The organism is Dyella sp. 01L423 (assembly GCF_056399945.1).
The window spans coordinates 19,399-41,640 of record NZ_JBFTSI010000009.1 but is presented as its reverse complement, the minus strand read 5'-3'; the positions used below and the strand labels follow the sequence as shown (position 1 = coordinate 41,640).

The window sequence follows — 22,242 nt, the reverse complement described above, 5'->3', positions numbered from 1 at the left end:
CGTGGTGCGCAGACAAAGCGTCCCTGGCCCTCGGCTCAAAGGAGCGAGGGCGTTCATGTGTTACTCGTTGCCTTTCCTACCCGTCATCCCTGCGAAAGCAGGGATCCAGTGCCTTTGTGAGTCAAAGCAGAGTCACTGGATTCCTGCTTTCGCAGGAATGACGGGCTGGGGAGCGTTACTTCTGCTGCGCAGCGTTCTTGCCCGAAGCGCTGCCCGCCATCGCAATCTGCTTGCTCGGATCCAGACTGCGCGTCTCCATCGCCACCTTGGTCGGATTCACTTCCACGCCCGGACGCACGTGCTGGATGCCCGAGACGATCACGGTGTCCTTGGCGTCCAGACCTTCGGTAACCACGCGCAGGCCGTCCAGTAGCGGGCCGGTGACGACGCGGCGGTATTCGACTTTGCGGTCCTTGTCGACCACGTACACGTACTTGTTGCCAAGGTCGGCGCCGACGGCGCGGTCGTCCACGAGGGCGCGCGGCTGGCGGCTGTCGCTGCGTAGCTGGATGCGGACGTAGAGGCCGGGCGTGTAGCCGGCGTCGGCGTTGTCGAACACGGCGCGCAGGCGGATCGTGCCGCTGCCGGCGCGTAGCTGGTTGTCGACGAAGTCGACGCGGCCCGTGTGGGGAAACCCTTTTTCGTCAGCGAGCGCCATCGAGATCTGCGGCGCGGCGCCATGCTCGCGACGCTGGCGATCGAACTTCAGATAGCTGTGCTCGTCGACATCAAAGTACGCATAGATCGGATTGACGCTCACCACGCTGGTCAGCACGTCGTTGCTGGTCACCAGGTTGCCGGGTGTCACCAGCGCATTGCTCACGCGACCATCGATCGGTGCGCGCACTTCGGTGAAGCTCAGGTTGAGCTTGGCGGCATCCAAGGCAGCCGTGGTGGAAGCCACCTGGGCCTTGGCGCTCTGCGCCGTAGTCTGCTGGCGATCGGCTTCTTCCTTGGAAATCGCATGCTGGTCGAGCAGGCGCTGGGCACGCTCGCCATTGGACTGGGCCAGCACCTGCTCGGCCTTGGCCTGGCCTAGGTTGGCGCTCAGGCGGTCCACTTCGGCCTGGTAGGGACGCGGATCGATGCGGAAAAGAAGATCGCCTTTTCGCACGATCGCCCCTTCCTTGAAGTGCACCGAGTCCACATATCCGCTGACGCGGGGCCGCAGCTGGATGGTGTCGACCGCTTGCAGGCGGCCGGTGAATTCGTCCGCGTCGTCCACCGGGCGGACCAGGACCTGGGACACGGTGACGGCGGGGGCGGGCGGCGGTCCGGCCTGGGCGTGGGTATCGGCGCTATGGCCCAACAGGGCCCAGCTGCCGCCCACCACGGCGAGGGCAAGAATGGCGAGGATCCATCGGTTTTTCATGTGCGCTCCCGGAATGAACTCGTCGACGTGGGGGTACCCCGACGATCAGGTGCGGAAGATTAGGTGTACTATCTGGTTCAATAAATGCTTTTTGATGCAACGCAATAGTGACTGCGAGTCACGAATGGGGTGAAAATCCAGCCTATGGAAGACTTTGCCGCAATCTCAGCGTTTGTCCGCGTCGTCGAAGCCAAGAGCTTTGCCGCGGCCGCCGCCCAACTGGGCATGACCCCCTCCGGTGTCAGCCGCGCCGTGTCCCGACTGGAAGAACAGCTGGGTGCCCGGCTCTTGTTCCGGTCCACGCGTTCGCTGCGTTTGACCGACGATGGGGCCTCGTTCCATGCACGTTGCAAGGAGATCCTTGCTGATCTGACCGAGGCGACCGAGGCCCTGGGCTACGCCCAGCGCAAGCCGACCGGCAAGCTGCGCATCGGCGTGCCGGCCGCCGTGGGCCGTACCGTGATCATCCCCAGGCTGGCGGAATTTGAGCAGCGCTATCCGGACATTCGTCTGGAGTTGTCGATGTGCGATTACCCCTACGACCTAAACGAGGAAGGCATCGATTGCGCCGTCCGGGTCGGGCCACTGGAAGATTCCAGCCTGATCGCCCGCAAGATCGGCTACCTGCGCAACGTGATGATCGCCTCGCCGGACTACCTGGTGAAGCATGGGGCGCCGCAGAGCATCGAGGATCTGAAGGATCACCGCTGCATCAACTACATCATGCCCAACGGCCGCCCGCGCCAGTGGCAGTTCGAGACGCCGAGCGGCCAGGTCGCCGTGGATATCGACGCGCATCTGCTGATCAACGATGCCGAGTCGGTGATCCAGGCCGTGGTCGCCGGACTGGGCATCACCCAGGCGCCGCATGTCATCGCCGCCTGCATGCTCGACTTCGGCAAACTCGAGCTGGTGATGACCGACACTACCTCTACCGGCAAGCCGGTATGGATCGTCTACCCGCAGAAGAAGCACTTGTCCGCCCGCGTGCAGGCCTTTATCGAGTGGGTGCGCGAAGTGTTCGAGCAGACCAGCGAGCCGGGCAAGCACAAGAAGCCGGTGATGGCGGCGGTGCCGGAGCGGCTCAGCGCCTGACCGCGCAACCCTGTGGAAGCGCACAGCTGTGCGCTTTCAGAATTCTTCATACGCATTTCAGGCGCTTCATTCGGTGACCTGTTGGGCTGTGCTCCGTCTTCCCACGGAGCTCATCCATGTCGAATCGTTCCCACCGATGGTTGCTGGCGCTGCTGCTGGCCGTTCCTGCCCTTGCCTGCGCCGACTATCAGCCGCCAGCTAGCCGCGATGATGGCTGGGTGGTTGCCGATGCCCGCGCCGCCCATTGGGACATGGCAACCCTCGCAACCATGGAGGGGAAGCTCTCCGACGGCAGCGTCAAAGGCATCACGAGCGTCGTCGTCGCCCAGCATGGCAAGCTGGTCTACGAGGGTTATTTCAACGGCAGCGACGCCTCGCGGCTCAACGACGTGCGTTCCGCCAGCAAGAGCGTGACGGCCCTGCTGGTCGGCGCAGCCATCGACCGCGGCTTGATCCCCAGCGTGCAGGCGCGCGTCTACGACTTCTTCCCCGACAAGCAGCCGGTGCAGCACCCGGACCCGCGCAAGCTGGCCATCACGCTCGAAGACCTGCTTACCATGAGTTCCTTGTGGGAATGCAATGACGACAACGAGTTCTCAAGCGGCAACGAGGAGCGCATGTACGTCACCGAAGACTGGCTACAGTTTGCGCTCGACCTGCCCATCAAAGGCTTCGCGCCGTGGATGCCAAGACCGAAGGACAGCCCTTACGGCCGCGCGTTCTCCTACTGCACGCCTGGTGCATTCACGGCGGGTGCGGTGGTGGAACGCGCCACGCACAAAGGCCTCGCCGCCTTCGCCGCGGATGTACTGGAAAAGCCCTTGGGCATCACTGCGGTGCAATGGAACCAGTCGCCGCTGGGTATCGGCATGGGCGGTGGCGGCACGCGCTATCGCAGCCGCGACCTGGCCAAGGTAGGCGAACTGGCGCTCGACGATGGACGCTGGCATGGGCGCCAGGTGATCTCTGCCGCCTGGATCAAGCAGATGCTCACCCCTCATGCGCAGGCGCGCGAGGATGCCGACTACGGTTACCTGTGGTGGTGCTTCCGCTTTCCCGTGCACGGCAGTGAGCAGGTGGCATGGGCCATGTCCGGCAATGGCGGCAACTATGTGTTGGTGATGCCGTCGCAACAACTGGTCGCGGTGATCACCAGCACCGCCTACAACCAGCGCAACGCGCACCAGCAATCGCAGCAGATCTTTCGCGAATACGTGCTGATGGCATTGCCTTAGCGCGACGCGTTCTTCAGTTCTGGCGGGCACCATGTCGCCGCCAGCACGCGCTGGCGCTGTTCGGCCACGCGGCGGTTGATCACGCCGATCGCCGCCGCGTAGCGCGGATCGGACGACAGCGGCTTGAGCAACGGCGACACCTGCAGATACGCCGCGTCGCTGTAGCCCTGTTTGACGGCGGTCTGCACGGCATCGAGGGCGGCATCGCGTTGGCCTTGCGCCTGCAGCAGCATCGCCAGTTCGAGCAATTCGCCGGGATACAGCGTATGGCGTGACGCTTCGTCACGCACTGCGTCGACGCGCGCGGTGAGCCAGCCGGCGCTTGGTGCGTCCTTTCCGTAGAGCCCCTCCAGCGTGCCCGGCAGACCCATCTGCGGGCGAAGTTGCCGGGCATGCACGAAAGCGGCAAGCGCCGCGTCGCGATCGTTGCGCAGCAGCGCGAGTTCGCCTTGCAGCACGTACAGCTCCACGTGCGGCGTGTTGCGCGTCAGCGCTTCATCCAGTGCCTGCTGCGCTTCCACCGGGCGGCCGTGCAGGAACAGGTGACGTGGCCACGCGATATTGGAAAACACGTTATCGGGATAAAGCTGGAAGCTGCGCGCCAGACGTGCCTCGGCCTCGTCGTCAAATCCAAGCAGAGCCATCTCGCGGGCGATCTGCACCTCGCGGAAGCGCACGTGTGTAGCGTCGCCGCGCATGTCCAGGTTGGCGTGCAGCGCCTCGTCGATGCGCCCGCGCTCCTGATAGAGGTAGGCGGCGGAGGCACGCGTGGCGTCATCGCCGGCGTCGAGTGCCAGGGCTTTTTGGTAGGCCTCGATGGCGGCATCGATATCGCCCAGGCAATCCCGTGCATAGCCGAGCGCCGACCAGGCGGAAGCGCGGGAGGGTTCGCCAGCAACGGCGTCGTCGGCCAGCTTCTGCGCCTGCTGCGCCCACTGGTAGGGGAAGTTGTAGAGACAGACGCGCGCGCTGTACGCGCGACTCAAGCCGATCCGCGCATCGGGATTTCGCGGCGTCGACGCGAGCGCTTGCTGATAAAGCGCGATGGCGCGTTCGTTGTTGTCGCGTTGTCCGATGCCCGCGTAGTAGCTCGCGCGCTGCACCAGCTCCTGCGTGGCGGATGGCTTGTGGATGCGCTGGGGCGTGAGCCACCAGGCGATGCCCGCCACCGCGAGCAGGAACAGGCCCATGGCGAGTGCGATCCATCGACGCGGTACGCGGGTCGCGGTGGGTGCTGCTGCTTCCTCGGCCACCGGCATGTCGCACAACTGGTAGCCGCGCCCGCGCACGGAGCGGATGTAACGCGGGGCGCGGCCGTCGTCGCCCAGCGCCTGCCGCAGCAACTTCACGCGCTGCGTAACGGTTTCCTCGTTCACCACGGCGGGCGCCCAGACCTCGGCGATCAGCGTGTCGAAGTCCACCACGTCCACGCCGTGCTTCAGCAAGCACGCGAGCAACTGAAACGAGAGCCCCTGGACATCGAGCGTCGCGCCATCGCGCGTCACGCGCTGGCGCGTGACGTCGATGGAAAGATCCAGCAGTCGGTAACGCGTGGCGCTCATGCGGCGAGGAGGTCAGTGTGCCGACGTGATCCTCGCACGGTTTGCTCAGGCGCCTGCGGGAATCAGCAACAGCAGGGCGATGCCCAGCACGATGCGGTAGATCGCGAACGGCGTGAAACGATGGCTGCGGATATAGCCAAGCAGCCACTTCACTGCCACGAAGGCGACGATGGCCGAGACCACGAAGCCGACGCCGAAAGCGGTCCAGTCTTCGTGGTGTACGCCGCCATCCTTGAGCACCTTCAGCAATTCATAGCCGGTGGCCGCGTACATGGTGGGAATACCCACCAGGAACGCGAACTCGGTCGCGGCCGCGCGGTTGCTGGTGCCAAACAGCATCGCCGTAAAAATGGTGGCGGCCGAACGCGAGGTGCCCGGGAAGATGCCCGCGATCATCTGCGCGATGCCGACCAGGATCGCGACGCGCCAGGTCACCTGCGTGCGATCGGGCTGGCGGGCGGCGAGCCGTTCGGCAGCCAGCATCCAGATGCCGCCGATGACCAAGGCCCACGCTACCGGCGTCACTGCTTCAGGCAGCTTGAAGCCGAGCTTCACCGCAATGAAGCCGAGCACCGCCGTGATCATGAAGGCCACGAACAGCTTGGCCAGGTAATCGCGGTTGGCCGGGTCACGCCACTGCGTGAACAACTGCCAGATGCGGCTCCAGTAGATGAAGGTCACCGCCAGGATCGCGCCCGCCTGAATGCCCACGTTGAACAAGTCAGAGCGCTCGCCCAGGCCGAACTTCTCGGCGATCAGCAGGTGACCCGTGCTGGAAATGGGGAGAAACTCGGTGATGCCTTCGATGATGCCAAGCAGGATGACGTTGATGATGTCGCTCACGGAGACTCCGGCGGTGAGGTCGGCCCCGGTTCCATACCGGCGCAAAGCGGCATAGCTTAAGCGACCGGCGTGGCGTTTTTGGGGCGCGTTGTATCCGATGCGGCTGATTCCGCCGCACGGCAAATCATATAAACGCGGGAACGCCAGGCCGGTTATGGTTGCACCAAGATGGTGCTTATCGATGTTTCATCATCGTGCAATCTAGTGGCGTCACCATCGATTTGCAGTAATTAAACCATTGATATAAAAAGCTCATTCCCCTTGGCACGCGGCTTGCTCAGACGCCTGTCGATTACTCACCTTTTCGCCCGTCGAGGTTGTCCATGTCGTCCCCCGTCCAGAAAGTGCTCGACCTGATCCAGGAACACGAGGTCGAATTCGTCGACTTCCGCTTCGCCGACATGCTCGGCAAGCACCACCACGTGACGTTCCCGGCCCATGCCATCGACGAGGGCACGTTCGAGGACGGCAAGATGTTCGACGGTTCGTCGATTGCCGGCTGGAAGGGCATCAACGAATCGGACATGGTGCTGATGCCCGATCCGGACACCGCCTACCTCGACCCGTTCAGCGCCCACACCCAGATGATCCTGCACTGCGACGTGCTCGAGCCGTCGACCATGCAGGCCTACGGCCGCGACCCGCGTTCCATCGCCAAGCGCGGTGAGGCGTTCCTGAAGTCCACTGGCATCGCCGACACGGCGTTCTTCGGTCCGGAGCCGGAATTCTTCATCTTCGATTCCGTGCGTTGGCAGAACGACATGGGCCGCGTGTTCTACGAAATCGGCTCCGAAGAAGCCGCGTGGAGCTCGCGCTACAAGTACGACGACAACAACACGGGTCACCGTCCGGGCGTGAAGGGCGGCTACTTCCCGGTCAGCCCGGTCGACTCGCTGGGCGACCTGCGCGCCGACATGTGCAAAGTGCTCGAGTCGCTGGGCCAGGTCGTTGAAGTGCATCACCACGAAGTGGCCAATGCCGGCCAGTGCGAGATCGGCGTGAAGTTCAACACGCTGGTGAAGAAGGCCGACGAACTGATGACCATGAAGTACGTCATCAAGAACGTCGCCCACCAGAACGGCAAGACCGTCACCTTCATGCCCAAGCCGATCGTCGGCGACAACGGCAGCGGCATGCACGTGCACCAGTCGCTGGCGAAGGACGGCAACAACATGTTCGCGGGCGATCTGTACGGCGGCCTGTCGCAGACGGCGCTGTGGTACATCGGCGGCATCTTCAAGCACGCCAAGGCGATCAACGCGTTCGCCAACTCCACCACCAACAGCTACAAGCGCCTGGTGCCGGGCTTCGAAGCGCCGGTGATGCTGGCCTACTCGGCCCGCAACCGTTCGGCCAGCTGCCGCATTCCGTACGTGTCCAGCCCGAAGGGCCGCCGCATCGAAGTGCGCTTCCCCGATCCGATGAACTCCGGCTACCTGGTGTTCACCGCGCTGATGATGGCCGGCCTCGACGGCATCATCAACAAGATCGACCCGGGCGCACCGGCCGACAAGGATCTGTACGACCTGCCGCCGGAAGAAGAGAAGAACATCCCGCAGGTGTGCGCCAGCCTCGACGAAGCGCTCAACGCGCTCGACAAGGACCGCGACTTCCTCAAGGCCGGCGGCGTGTTCACCGACGACTTCATCGATGCGTACATCGCGCTGAAGATGCAGGAAGTGACCCGCTACCGCGCCAGCACGCATCCGCTGGAATTCCAGATGTATTACGCGCTCTGATCGCGAGTTGTAGCGAAACACACAGAGACGACGGGCGCTTCGGCGCCCTTCGTTTTTTCAGTCGCTATGCATCTCGCCATGCCATTGCCAGCCATCGACCATGGCGTGATGCGGCTTTTCGTCAGTGGCCGTTGCTGAAATCCACAACGGCAAGGGCCGCAGGGAATCCGCTAGCGGACACGGCGGGTTTCATGGGCGTCCACGGCTTGCCGTGCGCGAAGTCCTCGATCGATGCATAAGCGCCGAGCACGCGGAACGACTGCAGCCCATACGGCAATCCCTCGGCAGCAAGCGGTGCGTTGGCGTCGCTCACGTGAAAGTGCAGATGCGGGCCTGTGGACTCGCCGGTAAAGCCCAGTTGCCCGATGACGTCGCCACGATGCACGCGCTGGCCAGCTTTCACGCGGATGCTGCCGGGCTTGAGATGTTCGTAGAACGCGTAGCGTCCATTGCCCAGATCCAGTGCCACATAGTTGCCGGCAGCATTTTCAAGCGGCACTTTGTGGGCGGCGCCTTCCGCGAGCGTTGCCGGCTCGGCGATGCCTTCACCGGTGGATGCCACGGTGGCATCGGCCACGGCCATCACGTCGGCGGCATAGCCGAACCATTGCTTGGGCAACTCGCCCTTGTCTTTAGCGAAGCCACCGTGCGGTCCGAGCAGAATCCAATCGATGGCGAAGCGCCCAGGCACTTTGACGCTGCCGTCGATGGTGTAGAGCACGCGGCGATGGCCGCGTTCCCAACGGGCATCGTAGATCGCCACCCATGGGCCGCCACGTAAGGGCGGACCGAGTTGCGCAGGTGCGCGACTGGCTGATGAGACGCCGCCGCCCTCGGTGGTGAGGTGCGGATTCTCCTGATCCGCATAAACCACACGGTGGCGCAGATGCACGGCGGCGGTGTCGGCAAGAGGAACGGAGAGATACGCCACAGCCGCCATGCCTGGCGCCATATGCAGGCGCTCCTCACCTTTCGCGCGATCGGCCCTGCCGATGGCTGCCGTGAGTTCGCTGCCCGCGAGCTCGGCAAGCAGGTGTTGTTGATCGTCGAGGACGTCAATGCGCTGGATCGTGAGCGTCGCCTGCGCCTCATTGGTGAGATGCAGCTCGTACACCAGCGACGCCTTGCCCGCGACCACCACCGGCTCGGGTGTCCAAGGCACGCGCAGGTCGAATGACTGATGCAGCGGCGCACGTTGCGCCATGACGGCTGGCGCCGTAAGCAACATGAGCCAAGTGAAGAGAGACTCGCGCCAGAAACGCATGGCCGTCATCCAGGCTGGATAGCAGCGCGAGCTTTGATCTGCGGGAGGTGGGACGCCAATGCCAGAGGTCACTGCGCCCGGTGCGGCGAGGTAAAGCAGCGTGTGGCGCCGCCACGAGGGGATGGCGGCGTCACACGCTTGTTGGCGGTTAGTGCAGCTCCACCACCACCAGACCCTGCGGCGGGATATCGATGCTCAGGCGGCCGTTCTGCAGCGTGGCCTGTTCCGGAGCGGCGAGTTTGCCCGCCTCACGTAGCTGAGTGATCTGTTCGCGGCTCGGGGTTGCCGGGCGGCCCATTTTGTCGAACGCGGCCACGGCGTTTCCGTGATCCTGGTCCAGGCGCCACACCGTGGCCTGCGTGGCGTTGCCCAGATGCTTCAGGTCCACGTCGAAGTGCTTGGCGGTGCCGGTCGGCACGCCTGGCGTGTAGTCGGCGGTGTCACCCAGCGGCTTGGTGTAGTTCCATAGCGCCAGCACCACGGTGCCATCGGCGCGGCGCGTGGCGAGCGCGCTGTCGGTCTTCAGCGGCAGCTGCGTATCGCCCAGCTTGTGGAGCATGGCGAACGCGTTGAATGCCGGCTTCTCGATGCGGTCGGCGGCGATCAGGCCGAAGCCGCCGTAGAACGGGCTCTTCACCACGCCCTGTTCGTCGAACACGTCCGAGAACGACCAGTAGCTCATCAGCTCCACCTTGCCGGCGCATTCGCGAATGGTGTTGGCCATCCACGGACCCATGTAGACCGTGTCGGTGACGTTGGGCAGGTTGGCGTACGAGGCGTTGTATTCGCTATAGATCAACGGCAGCTTCGGGAACGGCGAGGCGAGGATTTCCTGGTGCGACCTGTCCACCGCACGGCACACCATGTCGCGACGCGGAATGTTCTCCTTGGTCTTGAACACGTTGTCGGCGGTGTCGTCGCCGTACACATGCGTGCTGACGAAGTCGATCGGCGCGCCGCTTTGCTTCACATGCTTGAGGAAGTCCGGCAGCCATGCGGCTTGTGCCGTCGCCGGGCCGCCCACGCGCAGGCGCTTGTCGACCGACTTCACCACGCGGGCCGAGCGGTCATACAGGTCGTAGTAGGTGGACTGCTCGGGCTTGCCACCCCAGAACGCGAGGTTCGGTTCGTTCCACACTTCGAAGTACCAGCTGGAGACTTCCTCGATGCCGTAGCGCTCGATCTCGTGCTGGAGGAAGGCGCGCACCAGCGCGTCCCATTCGGCCGGATCCTTCGGCGGCATCACATTGGGGTGATACCAGAAGTCGTGATGGCTGGCCGGGTCGGTGCTCATTTCCGGCGGCATGAAGCCCAGCTCGACGAACGGCTTCACGCCGCGGGCGAGCAGGCCGTCATAGACCTGGTCCACGTAGCTGAAATTGAATTGCAGCTTGCCCTGCGGATCGCGATAGGCCACACCCATGTCGCGGTCGAAGATGCCGTGGAAGCGGATATAGCTGAAGCCGGTGGCGCCCTTCACCGCTTCGAGATCCTTGCGGTAGTCATCGCGCAGCGCGAGTACGGCGCGGCCGGAGCCGAACATGTTTTCCCAGAAGTGCGGCAGCGGCGTGCCCTTGCTCGTCGCGTCCACCTGCAGCTGCACGGAATCGCTTCCCGCGGGCGCTGCGTGCACCGAGCCGAGCAGGGCGAGGCAGGCCGCGGCGCAGGTGCGCAGGGCAAGGCGGCGGAGCGGCGACGGGGTAGTCATGACGAGTCCTTCGATCAACGGGGAGTGGGTTGGCCGGCCGTGATCGGGCGGCTACGATGTAAACGTTTACGGCGATGGTGACGGAGTCTCTTACAGACCGGGTCACCTGATCAATAAGGGAAGTTCACAGAATCCGGCGCCGCTGCGCTGCAGCATGAGCATGCATCCGATGTCAGACCCTTTTTCCAAGGCTTTTGCCCCTCTTCGGATGGCCATGCTTTGCTGCATGGCATGGCTGGCCACGACCGCCGCATCCGCCGCGCCGCAGACCTGGGCCAACCCGGTCGATATCGACTACCGCTACAACTTCGAGCAAATGAACGAGGGCATTTCCTACCGTACCGGTGCCGACCCGGCGGTGGTGCGCTACGGCGACGCCTACTACCTCTTCATGACGCTCGCCGACGGTTACTGGCACTCCACCGACCTGCTGCACTGGGATTTCGTGAAGCCCGATCACTGGCCCTTCGACAGCGAAGTGGCACCGGCCACCCTGGTCGCCGATGGACGGCTATTCCTCATGCAGTCCGCCACCGAGCCGCGGCCGCTGCTTGTATCCACGGACCCCGCGCACGGCCATTGGACCTTTTGGACGCGCCTGCTGCCAGCGATTCCCGGCGCTGTCTCCAGCGCGGGCGAAGCGACGATGAAACCCGGTGAGCTGCCACCCGGTCCGTGGGATCCGGCGCTGTTCCAGGACCAAGACGGCAAGGTTTATCTGTATTGGGACTCGTCCAATGTCCATCCCCTCTATGGCGCCCAGCTCGATCTGAAGTTCGCCGACGTCGCGCAGGGCGAAGGCAAGCGACTTGCCTTCGCCACGCGACCGCAGCCGCTGCTGCAACTCGACGCCGCCCGCCATGGCTGGGAACGGTTCGGCCAGGATCACACCGACGAAGCGACCAAGCCGTTTCTCGAAGGCGCCTGGATGAATCGCCACGGCGACCGCTACTACCTGCAGTACGCGGCGCCAGGCACCGAGTTCAATGTCTACGGCACGGGTGTGGTGGTGGGCGATGCGCCGCTCGGCCCGTTTCGCTATGCGCCATACAACCCCGTTGGCGAGAAGCCCGGTGGCTTTGTCACCGGCGTGGGTCATGGCTCGACCTTTGAGGATGCCCACGGCAATGTGTGGAATACCGGCACGTCGTGGATAGGATCCAACTGGACCTTCGAGCGACGCATCGGGCTTTACCCGGCCGGCTTCCATTCGGACGGCCAAATGTGGATCGATACGCGCTTCGGCGATTTTCCGCATCGCATGCCCGACCATCCCCTGCAGGACGGCGAAGACACCTTCACCGGCTGGATGCTGCTGTCCTATCGCAAGAACGCCACTGCATCGTCGTCGCAGCCAGGGCATCGCGCCTCGGCAGCGACGGATGAAAATCCGCGCACGTTCTGGCTTGCTGCGAGCAATACGGCAGGTCAGACGTTGACGGTGGATCTGGGCGGCGAGCGCACGGTGCGCGCCGTGCAGGTGAATTTCGCGGACTACCAGTCCGGTCGCTACGGCGATGCGCCCGACATCGTCACGCAGTTCGTGCTGGAAGGATCGCGCGACGGCACGCATTGGCGCACGCTGGCCGATCTGTCACACGAAACGCGCGATCGCGCCAACGCCTACGTCGAACTCGATCAGGCAGAGCGCGTGCGCTATCTGCGCTATGAGCACAAGCATGTGGGTGCGCACACGCTGGCGATTGCTGATCTGCGTGTCTTCGGCAACGCCGACGGTGCGCCACCTGCGGCGCCAGCGCTGCTATCGGCCAAGCGCCTGGGCGACACGCGCGACGCCGAGATCGTGTGGACGCCCGTACCCGGTGCCGTGGGCTACAACGTGCGCTGGGGGCTGGCGGCCGATCGGCTGCATTCGACCTATCAGCGCTTTGCCGATCAACCCACTCGCCTCGTACTGCATTCCTTGAACAAGGGCGTGAACTACGTGGTCGCAGTGGAAGCGTTCGACGAGCACGGCGTATCTGTGCTGTCGCGCGTGCAGAACCTGCCTGCGGGCGATTGATCAGCCCGCCAGCGCCTGGCGCAACTGCTGCAGCGCCGGCAGGAGTGCGTCGGGTTCGCGCAATGACTTGCGTGCCGCGCCGATGGCCTGGCGCAGCCGTCCCGGCGTTTCGCCTCGCGCAATCACGTCGATGGCGGGTGCGCGGCAAGCCAGCAGCGTATCCACCCAATCGGCGGGCTGGACGGCACGAAAGCCTTGGGTGAATCGCCGCGCTGCACGAAACGGCGCGGCCATGTCGGCCAGTTCATCCAGCGCCTTGGCCACGCGTGCAGGGCTGCGTTCCGGCGTCGCCGGATCGGTGGCTTCCGCCATCGCCGCAAGCGCATCCGCCAGCCGGCGGCGTAGTACATCGGTAGAACGCACCGGCAACACGAACCACGCCGAAGCCAGGCCGATCACGGCACCGATGACGATTTCCTCGAGCCGCTGCCACAACAGCATGCCTGGCGGCTGCGGCTCGAAGCCCTGCAGCAGGGCCAATGCCAGCGTGACGAACAACGCCCACCACGCATAACCGAGCGGGCGCAGCCATACACCGAAGAACAACGCTGCGAGTATCCATACACCGGTGGTGGTCGAGCTCGCTGGGGCATGAAAGCTCAGCGACATCGCCAGTACGGTACCCGCGGCGGCACCGAGGACGCGCAGGCCGCTCTTGTAGGCCACATCCAGTCGCCCGCGGTTGCCGCTGTGGACGATGAAGGCCGTGAGTACGATCCACGCCCAGCGATCGGCAAACCACAGGTAGCCGACCAGGAACGAAAGCGCCAGGGCCACGGCCATCTGGATGGCCATACGCGTGCTGGCGGTGGGCCGTAGCTTGCTTTCCTGCGCAGGCTTCGCATCCACCTGCGCTGGCGCTGTGATCGGCGGCAGCAGGCCCAGACGACGCGCCAGCGCATGGAACAGCGTGACCCAGAGCAGCGAGAGCAAGGCCACCACGATCGGCACCAGCAAGGCGGGCAGCACGCCGCGACTGGCGGCGTGCACATGCGGCACGGTCAGCAAGGTGACAAACGGCAGGGCAATCAATCGGCCTGCGCGGCGTGCCAGCGAGCCGAAGTTTCGCAACCAGATCGACAGGAACAATCCGGCGACAAACGCCAGCGCGCCCACCCATGGCATCTGCCGCAGCAACATGCCCACCCCGATCGCCACAAAGCCCACCAGCGGCAGCACGACCGCCGCTTCCAGCCGACCGCGCAGGTCGCGATCCAGGTGACTGCGCGACAGCGACAGGCTCAGCACCACCGCCAGCACGGCCGCCCCGCTGCCGGGTGCGATGGCCAGGGTGCAAAGCAGCGTGGCCAATACGGCGAGCATGGTCATCACCGCTTCCACCAGCGGTTGGGTCAACACCGAGGCACGCGACCGGGCGATGCGAATCCAGGTAGGGAGAGCGTTGGTCATGCGCGCATCCTTAGGGTTGCGGTACGGCCAAGCCGAACTTGCTGGCATGTCGTTCGATCTGCGGATCAAGGGCGCGAGCGGCGATCAGGTCGGCGTTGCCTGCTTCCGCCTGACCGCTGCGGATTCTTGCCAGGCCAAGTCCGTAGCGCGACCACGCGGAACCCGGGCCCAGCGCGACGGCTTGTTCGTTGGCCTTGATCGACTCGGGATAATGTCCCAGCCGCAGTTGGACCAGGCCGAGGCTGTCGAGATACGCCGGATCGGCGCCATCGCGCTTGATGGCTTTGCGGCAATCCTTCAAGGCTTCCTCCAGCATCTGGTTGCTTAGCGCGCGCGCCCAACAACGTTCGTTGAGCGCGGATCCCAGCATGGCGTCGTTGTCATGCAGGCGAATCCAATCGTCGAGCAAGGGCAACGCGGCGGCGGGCTGGTCGAGCCAGATGTAGAGGGAAGCAATCGAACGCGCCCGGGCCGAACCCGCGGGCGCCAGTGCGGCTGCCGCCGCCGCATCGCTGGCCGCTCCCGCCAGGTCCTTGTTGGCGTAGCGATGTTCGGCGCGCATCTGCAGCGCGTCGAGGTTTTTTGGATCCAGGTCCAACGCTTTGTCGAGGTCAGCGAGCGCGGCCTCGGGCTGCTTGTCCGCCATATGGGCGTGCGCGCGGGCGACGTAGTAGGACGCCTGATCCGGCGCCATGCGGATCGCCTCATCCAGCTCGGCCACGGCAGCCTTCGCTTCGCCGCGGGACAGGTGCGCCTGGCCCTGTAACGCGTGGTCGCTCGCGCTCCTGGTTGCCGAGCCGCTCTCCGCGGCGGTTGTGCCAGCTTGCCTGGAGACGTCGTCGTCGGTCGCCGTGGCGAAACTAAACACGCGCCCGCCGTTGTAGGTGAAATAGGCTTTCTTTTTGCTGTTGGCAATGAACATGTGATGCGCCAGCAGGAAGTCGACGCCGAGCAGCATCTCTGTCTTGTCGCCAAAATTTCCGTCGAGCACCATCATCTGACTGTGCTGGATCGTCTCCGAACCGACCGAAAACCTGTCGATGTTCACGGTCCATGTCCTGACCGGCTTGGCGCCGATGCCGAAGGTGCTGGTGCCGGCTTGCAGGCCCAGGGCCTTCACATCGATGCCCGCGCGCCTGGCCGCATCGCGGCTCAACAAAGTGGCGCCGGCTCCCGAATCCAGCACCGCCCGCACCTTGGTGCCGTTGATGGTGACCGTGAGAAAGCTGCGGCGGTCATACGCCCGGTCAGCCGGCTCCAGATCCGCCACGTTGTACTTGCCGTCCTTCACCCAGTACGCGAGCGAGGCTTTCTCGCAGTGTTCCGCTTTGAACAGCGTCACTTTGCCGTGGGCGAGATCGATTTCCAGGTCGGCGAAATCGAGCAGATTGGCGCCGAGCAACGCATCGCCCACATCGGTACCGCCAACGATGAAGTCCACGTTCTTGAGCGTGGTGCCGAGTATGCCGAACTCCTTGACGTGCGCCTGCTGGATACTCGTATCGCCACCCACACCGCCCATGCGATAACCAAAGGGAGCGGGTTCCAGCTTCAGCCCGAGCGATGCGGCATTGGCCCTCGACATGAAGTTGAAGAACGCCCCGGTATCGAGAATGAAGCGCGTATCGGTGCCATTGATCTTCACCATGGTGGTGGCTCGAGTGCCAACCATGGCCACCGGCAAGCTGCCGAAGTCGTTCAAATGGCAGTCGTCAGCCCAGGCCTGGCCTGCGAGCAGAACGCCGATCCCCATGCAGCACAGCCGCAGCATCCTCATGCCTCACCCCCATGGCCATGGGCGCAGCATAGAACGGCGACGTTCCGTGTTCACTGCTCGATGCGTGGTGCCCGGCGGTCGGCGCCGTTCTGGTGCAGCGTCAGCGCCACCACCTTGCCGCCGGCGTCGCGTTCGAAGTCGATCTGCGCATCCACCACGCGCAGGAAGAACTTGTCCTTGGCGCTGGCAAACAAGGGGAATGCCGGTTGTCCGGTGAGTTGCACGAAGGGTTGTCCGTCCTTGACGGTGATGTCGATGACGGCGCTCGGCGCGAGTTGATAGTGGCCGATGTAGTTCGCCAGCGTGGTGGCGTCCAAGGCAACCGAGTGTGGGGTCGCGGCGGCGGCCGTCTGTGTGCCGACGCGTGGCGCAACGCGGTCGCCGTGCTGATGCAGCACCAGCCTGTTCACCTTGCCGTGCTCATCGCGCTGGAAACTCAAGCTGATCTCGGTCACGTTGGCGAAGAACTCGTCCTTGGCGCTGGCATACAAAGGGAACGCTTGTTGGCCGGTGGCCCGCGCGATCATCTGATTGCCCTGGTGAGAGATAGTGATCTCGAATCCGGGACGCAGCTCATACGCGCCGTCGTAGGCTTCCAGCTCCTGCGCCGTCACGTCGATGCGCTTGTGCGCGGGGGCGAGAGCGATGTCGGGCAGCAACGTGGACTCCCCAAGGTCATCGACGGTCACGCTCTTGTTGGTGAGCACGATCACGCCATGTCGACGATCGGCTGTGAATCCCAGGTAGCTCGCATAGCCGGCCGTCATGCCGTTGTGTTCGATGATGTCGCCGCCCGCGTCGTGATGCACCACCCATACCAGGCCAAGCCGGTCCGAAGGCCTAGGGCCATCGGCACGTGGCGTCTGCGCCAACTGCATGGCGGGATACAGTGGCGATGGCTGCAGGCCCATATTGGCCTTGAGGTAGCGCAGCATGTCGCCGGCGCTGCTGACGATGGCACCGCAGCCGGCCAGCGCGTCGAGATGCCAATTGGCCACTGGTTCATCGTTGTTGCCATGTCCCGGCGCAAGCCGCGCAGCCAGGGCGCCGCTTTGCACGCTGGAGCTGTGTTGCATGCCCAGTGGCTGCAGGATCTGCTGTTGCAGCAACTGCTCGTAGCTGCTGCCGGCATGCACGGCGAGCGCATAGCCAAGCAGGCCGACGCCGAGATTGGAGTACTCAAAGCTCGCCCCCGGATCGCGCGGCAAGCTGTACGACGCGAGGAAAGTCTTCAGCTTGGCCGCGTCGTAGTCCGCGTAGGGATCGTTCGGGTTGGAGGGCGCAAAGTTGGTGGGCAGGCGTGGCAGGCCGGAATTCTGCGAGGCGAGATTGCCCAGTGTCACGCTCTTGCCGTCGCGCGTGGGAATGGTGAAGCCCGGCAGCAGCGTTGCGACCGGCTGATCCAGCTGCAGCTTGCCGGCGACGACCTGCTGCGCCAGCAGGGTCGCCGTGAATGTCTTGGTGACCGAGCCAATCTCAAACACGGTGTCGCCATCGGGCGCACGACCGCCATCAAGCTTTCCATAGGCGTAGACGGCACTGCGATCGCCATCGACTACGCCGATGACGACGACCGGATATTCGCCGGCATCGATGCGTTGCCGCACGGCCTCGGCCACGCGTGGCGGGAGCAGGGGTGCATCTGCACAAGCTGTCGCCGTGGCAAGCAAACCACCCAGCGCGATGCAAAGCCGTTTCATGGGCATTCCTTTGTGTGAGTCAGACACGGATAACCAGCGCTTGCACCACCCCGCGCGGACTTTGGCAGAAACGCGTCGTGCTTTCTTGCGAAGCATGAGGCGGCGAAGCGCGCAGAAGAGACGGGCAGCAGTTCCGCGGTTTGTCTGCTTCCGCCATCGGCCTCTTCTAGCTATCCGCTCCGCCCAGGCTGGCAACTCAGACGCCTAGCCGTTACTCTCGCATGCTGCAGCGCACCACTGCGCCGCCCCACGATCCGAGTCGTCCCCATGTCTGCCTCTTCCCCCGCCCTTGCTTCGGGCACGCCGCCTGTTCGCGTTCCCCACGTCGGATTGGTCATCCTCGCGCTGGCAGTCGGTGGCTTTGCCATCGGCACCACCGAATTCGCCACGATGAGCATGCTGCCCTTGTTCGCGCAGGGGCTGGGCATCGACGCGCCAACGGCCGGCCACGCGATCAGCGCCTATGCCTTGGGCGTGGTGGTTGGTGCGCCGGTGATCACCGTGCTGGGTGCGCGCATGCCCCGTCGCCGTCTGCTGGTGCTGCTGATGGCGATGTTCACTGTGTTCAACGGCTTGACCGGACTCTCGCCCAGCTACCACTGGATGCTGCTGTTTCGCTTTCTCAGCGGCCTGCCGCACGGCGCGTACTTTGGCGTGGGAGCGCTGGTGGCCAGCTCGCTGGTTCCGGCCAATCGACGCACGCGTGCCGTGGGCCAGATGTTTTTAGGCCTCACCTGCGCCACCGTGGTGGGCGTGCCGCTGGCCAGCTGGCTCGGCCAGGCGGTGGGATGGCGCTGGAGCTTTGCGCTGGTGGCCCTGTTGGGTGTGGCGACCATGAGCGCCGTGCTGGCATTTGCACCGAACACGCCGGCCGACGCCAACGCCAGCCCGCTGCGCGAACTGGGCGCGCTTAGGCGCTCGCAGGTGTGGCTCACCCTGGGCATCGGCGCGATCGGGTTTGGCGGCATGTTTGCCGTGTACACCTATCTGGCCGACATCCTGCTGCACGTGACGCATATGTCGCTCGACAGCGTGCCCTGGGTGATGGGCGTGTTCGGCATCGGCATGACGCTGGGCAATGTGATTGTCCCGGCGTTTGCCGATCGCGCATTGATGCGCACCGCCGGCGGCTTGCTGCTGTGGAGTGCGCTGATCCTCGCCTGTTTCCCGTTTGCCGCGGGCAATGTGTGGGCACTCAGTGCCACGGTTTTCCTGATTGGCATTGGCGGTGCGCTTGGCACCGTACTGCAGACCCGGCTGATGGATGTGGCCGGCGATGCCCAAGGCCTCGCCGCATCGCTCAACCATTCCGCTTTCAACGCTGCCAATGCGCTTGGCCCCTTCCTGGGCGGACTCGCCATCGCGCGCGGCTACGGCTGGACCTCGCCCGGCTGGGTGGGCAGCGGTCTTGCGCTGGGTGGCTTGTTGCTGTGGTCGGTTTCGATGGCGATGGATCGTCGCGGCGTTCCGACAGTAGCTGTCGAGCCCTGCTGAGCAACACAGCACGGATCACTTCTCCCCGCGATAACGCAGCGCATCCACTAACAAGGTAAACGCCGGCGACCGGTGTCGGCGCGATCGCTGGCTTGCGTCCCGCGGAGCGCTGGTGCCGTTATACGATGCTGGCCAACGCTGTCTCCGGGATACCTCATGCGTCACCCTGCGTTAGGCATGTGGCTTGCGGGCCTTGGATGTCTCCTTGGACTATCCGCCGCCGCCGCTTCGGATGCACCTGCCTTCGACACCGCGCCGGAACGCGACGTGATCGCGCGCCTGCTTCCGCAGCAAGCATCGCAATTTGAGCTCGGCACGCTGGCGGCCGCAGGAGATCGCGAACGCTTCCGCATCAGCCCCGCCGGCGACCACATCAAGGTTGAAGGCAGCACACCAAGTGCCTTGCTGTTCGGTGTGAACTGGTATCTGAAGTACGTGGCGAAGGTGCAGATTTCGCCCAACGGCGATCGCGTGGGCAGCGCCAGGTTTCCGTTACCCGCGCACGTTGTCGAAGGCGAAGCGCGTCATGCGACTCGCTATGCGCTTAACGAGAATGTCGACGGCTACACCTCGCCGTACTGGGACTGGCCACGCTGGCAGCGGGAAATCGACGTGCTGGCCCTTTCCGGTATCAACGCGATGCTGGTGGAGCGGGGCATGGACAGCGTGCTCTATCAAACCTTTCGCGACATCGGTTATTCCGATGACGAGATCCGCCACTGGATCACCCAGCCGGCTCACCAGAACTGGCAGTTGATGGGCAACCTGTGTTGCTTCAACGGCCCCATCAGCGCTCGTTTGATGAAACAGCGCGCCGACTCTGCACGCCAGATCGTGGCGCGCCTGCGAGAGCTCGGCATCACGCCGGTGCTGCCGGGCTTCTACGGCATTGTTCCGGCCGATTTCCAGCAAAAATTTGCGCAGGCGCATGTCGTGCCGCAAGGGGAATGGGCCGGTTTCACGCGGCCTGGCTGGCTTGATCCACGCGACCCCATGTTCGCCAAACTGGCCGCCACGTTTTATCGACATCAGCGCGAACTGTTCGGCGACAGCAGCATCTACGACATGGAAGTGTTCCAGGAAGGCGGCGACGCCGGCGACGTGCCCGTGCCGGAAGCCGCCCGCGCTGTGCAGAACGCCTTGAATGCGGCCCATCCGGGTGCGCGCTGGATGATGCTGGCCTGGCAGGGCAACCCGCGCCAGGACCTGCTGGCTGGCGTTGACCGTCGGCACCTGCTGGTGATCGACATCGATCACGACCGCGTGCCGCGCGACGATCGCCAGAGAGATTTCCAGGATGCGCCGTTTCTCTACGGCGGCATCTGGGAATTCGGTGGTCGAACCACGCTGGGCGCCAACATCGGCCACGTCACCGAACGCTTGCAGCGGGTGGCGCGCAGTAACCGCAACATGGTGGGCACCGCGCTGTTTACCGAAGGCATGGGCACCAACCCCTACGCCTTTGACCTGTTCACCGAAATGGCCTGGCGCAGCGAGCCTGTCGATATCTCGCAGTGGACGGCCGACTATGTTCAGCGCCGTTACGGCGCCGCCGATGCCCATGCCATCGCGGCATGGAAGGTGCTCCTGAGTACCGCTTACGATCTGCGCATCGATCAGGTCGCCTTCAACAGCGAACGCGATGCAGCGCAGGAATCCCTGTTCAACGCGCAGCCCAGTCTCACCGTGAATCGCGCTTCGAACTGGTCGCCCGAGGCCATGCGCTACAGCGCCAGCGCCTTCCGGCAGGCACTGCCGCAGATGCTGTCGGTCGGGCCGGCACTGCGTGGCAGCGCGACGTATCAATACGACCTGGTGGATATCGCGCGTCAGACCCTCGCCAACGAGAGCCGTCTTCTTCTGCCGCAGATCAAGCTGGCCTACGACGCCAAAGACCGCGCGCGCTTCGAGGAGCTTACGCAATACTGGTTGCGCTTGATGGATATGCAGGATCGCCTGCTGTCGACCAACCGAAGTTTTCTGGTGGGCAGCTGGCTGTCGCAAGTGGGATCCTGGGCATCGACGCCCGAAGAGCGCGTGCGCCTGGACTACGACGCTCGCTCCCTGCTCACCACCTGGGGCGATCGCAAGGCCAGCGAGGGCGCCAACCTGCACGATTACGGCAACAAGGACTGGGCTGGATTGACGCACGATTATTATCGCCTGCGATGGCAAACCTACTTCAGCGCGCTCGGCGGCGAACTGCGCAGCGGCGTCGCTGCAAAGCCGATCGATTGGTTTGCCATGGGTGATCGTTGGAACCACGGAACGCGGCGCTACGCGGATCAGCCTTTGGGAGACGCCTACCAGGTGGCGAACGAGATCGAGAGGGCGCTCAACGCTCCGCCTCACTGAGCCCGGCGCCGTGGCGGCGGCGCCGGGTTTCATCGTCACCTCAATGTTGACGACGCGTCAGTCGTGCGATCGGGCCACGACGCTGCCATCGGTGGGATCGACCAGGAGATTCACGTCGTTGCCCCGCTTGCTCTTGGCATCGGCGCTCCACAGGCCATCCGCGAACTTCACGTGCTTGACGTTTTGGAAGCCAGCCGTCGCCAGCTGCGCATTGACTTCGTTCTCGTTGAGCTTGGACGGTGCATCGGCCGGATATACCTTGCCGTTGACAGGACCGACCGAGAGCTTGACCCACTTCTTGTCGCCGCCGCGGGCCTCGCTGCGCCACACGCCATCCTTGAACTCCAGACCCTTGACCTCCTTATAGCCGGCGTTGGCGATGGAGCTCTTGATTGCTTCTTCGGTCAACGCACCGGTCGGAGGCTGATTGCTCCAGGTCGTTACGGTGGTTGTCTGGGTCGTCTGGGTGGTGGCACTGGTGGTGGACTGCGCCGCCGCAGGGATCGTCTGCGCGGACGCCGCACTGGAAACAGCCAGTCCAATCACTAGGGGAAGCATGCGCTTGATCATGATGAACTCCTTTGCTGTTGGCGCCGCATCGTGCCGCCGGCGCGCGCATGTCCCGGTCAAAGGGCGCGTGAAGCCTCCCGTGACACTTACGGTCG

General features: G+C 64.3%; 15 protein-coding genes. 6 read left to right on the top strand and 9 right to left on the bottom strand.

Annotated features, from left to right (window positions below):
• Positions 1–175: 175 nt before the first annotated feature.
• Entirely contained in the window at positions 176–1,372 is a 1,197-nt protein-coding gene (locus tag AC1DMY_RS19385; RefSeq protein ID WP_477166498.1) for an efflux RND transporter periplasmic adaptor subunit, read from the bottom strand.
• A gap of 144 nt (positions 1,373–1,516) precedes the next feature.
• On the opposite strand from AC1DMY_RS19385, the gene AC1DMY_RS19380 reads away from it, so the two are divergent.
• Positions 1,517–2,467: a LysR family transcriptional regulator gene (locus tag AC1DMY_RS19380; RefSeq protein ID WP_477166497.1), complete on the top strand. Its 951-nt coding sequence runs from the start codon at positions 1,517–1,519 to the stop codon at positions 2,465–2,467.
• 116 nt (positions 2,468–2,583) lie between these two features.
• Positions 2,584–3,702, top strand: coding sequence for a serine hydrolase domain-containing protein (locus tag AC1DMY_RS19375; RefSeq protein ID WP_477166496.1), 1,119 nt, complete (start codon positions 2,584–2,586; stop codon positions 3,700–3,702).
• Here AC1DMY_RS19375 and AC1DMY_RS19370 read toward each other — a convergent pair.
• On the bottom strand, positions 3,699–5,264 hold the full coding sequence (locus AC1DMY_RS19370) for a winged helix-turn-helix domain-containing protein (RefSeq protein ID WP_477166495.1): 1,566 nt from the start codon (positions 5,262–5,264) through the stop codon (positions 3,699–3,701). The two genes, AC1DMY_RS19375 and AC1DMY_RS19370, sit on opposite strands and share 4 nt — an antisense overlap.
• Positions 5,265–5,309: 45 nt before the next feature.
• On the bottom strand, positions 5,310–6,107 hold the full coding sequence (locus tag AC1DMY_RS19365; RefSeq protein WP_477166494.1) for an undecaprenyl-diphosphate phosphatase: 798 nt from the start codon (positions 6,105–6,107) through the stop codon (positions 5,310–5,312).
• 323 nt (positions 6,108–6,430) lie between these two features.
• Here AC1DMY_RS19365 and glnA point away from each other — a divergent pair, with 323 nt between their 5' ends.
• Positions 6,431–7,846 (top strand): type I glutamate--ammonia ligase, encoded by a 1,416-nt coding sequence (gene glnA, locus AC1DMY_RS19360; RefSeq protein WP_477166493.1) that lies wholly within the window; start codon positions 6,431–6,433, stop codon positions 7,844–7,846.
• Between the two features lie 121 nt (positions 7,847–7,967).
• Here glnA and AC1DMY_RS19355 read toward each other — a convergent pair whose 3' ends face one another.
• A complete protein-coding gene (locus AC1DMY_RS19355) occupies positions 7,968–9,110 on the bottom strand; it encodes a M23 family metallopeptidase (RefSeq protein WP_477166492.1) in 1,143 nt (380 codons plus the stop codon).
• A 148-nt stretch (positions 9,111–9,258) separates the two neighbouring features.
• Positions 9,259–10,818 carry a GH39 family glycosyl hydrolase gene (locus AC1DMY_RS19350; RefSeq protein WP_477166491.1) on the bottom strand — a complete coding sequence of 520 codons (1,560 nt, stop codon included), beginning with the start codon at positions 10,816–10,818 and terminating at the stop codon, positions 9,259–9,261.
• Positions 10,819–11,044: 226 nt separating this feature from the next.
• Between AC1DMY_RS19350 and AC1DMY_RS19345 the strand changes: the two genes are divergently transcribed.
• Positions 11,045–12,841, top strand: a complete 1,797-nt coding sequence (locus tag AC1DMY_RS19345) for a family 43 glycosylhydrolase (RefSeq protein ID WP_477166490.1) — start codon at positions 11,045–11,047, stop codon at positions 12,839–12,841.
• Here AC1DMY_RS19345 and AC1DMY_RS19340 read toward each other — a convergent pair whose 3' ends face one another.
• Genes AC1DMY_RS19340 through AC1DMY_RS19330 form a run of 3 tightly spaced genes read right to left on the bottom strand, consistent with a single transcriptional unit; the run spans position 12,842 to position 17,728 of the window.
• Positions 12,842–14,251: an FUSC family protein gene (locus AC1DMY_RS19340; protein WP_477166489.1), complete on the bottom strand. Its 1,410-nt coding sequence runs from the start codon at positions 14,249–14,251 to the stop codon at positions 12,842–12,844.
• A gap of 10 nt (positions 14,252–14,261) precedes the next feature.
• Complete coding sequence (locus AC1DMY_RS19335) at positions 14,262–16,028, bottom strand: retroviral-like aspartic protease family protein (protein ID WP_477166488.1); 1,767 nt, start codon at positions 16,026–16,028, stop codon at positions 14,262–14,264.
• A gap of 50 nt (positions 16,029–16,078) precedes the next feature.
• Entirely contained in the window at positions 16,079–17,728 is a 1,650-nt protein-coding gene (locus tag AC1DMY_RS19330; RefSeq protein WP_477166487.1) for a serine hydrolase, read from the bottom strand.
• 267 nt (positions 17,729–17,995) lie between these two features.
• On the opposite strand from AC1DMY_RS19330, the gene AC1DMY_RS19325 reads away from it, so the two are divergent.
• Together AC1DMY_RS19325 and AC1DMY_RS19320 are read left to right on the top strand one after the other, a co-directional pair.
• Positions 17,996–19,222 carry an MFS transporter gene (locus tag AC1DMY_RS19325; protein ID WP_477166486.1) on the top strand — a complete coding sequence of 409 codons (1,227 nt, stop codon included), beginning with the start codon at positions 17,996–17,998 and terminating at the stop codon, positions 19,220–19,222.
• A gap of 156 nt (positions 19,223–19,378) precedes the next feature.
• On the top strand, positions 19,379–21,577 hold the full coding sequence (locus AC1DMY_RS19320) for an alpha-N-acetylglucosaminidase (protein ID WP_477166485.1): 2,199 nt from the start codon (positions 19,379–19,381) through the stop codon (positions 21,575–21,577).
• 57 nt (positions 21,578–21,634) lie between these two features.
• Here the strand turns inward: AC1DMY_RS19320 and AC1DMY_RS19315 are convergent, their stop codons facing one another.
• Positions 21,635–22,147 (bottom strand): PepSY domain-containing protein, encoded by a 513-nt coding sequence (locus tag AC1DMY_RS19315; RefSeq protein WP_477166484.1) that lies wholly within the window; start codon positions 22,145–22,147, stop codon positions 21,635–21,637.
• Between the last annotated feature and the right edge of the window lie 95 nt (positions 22,148–22,242).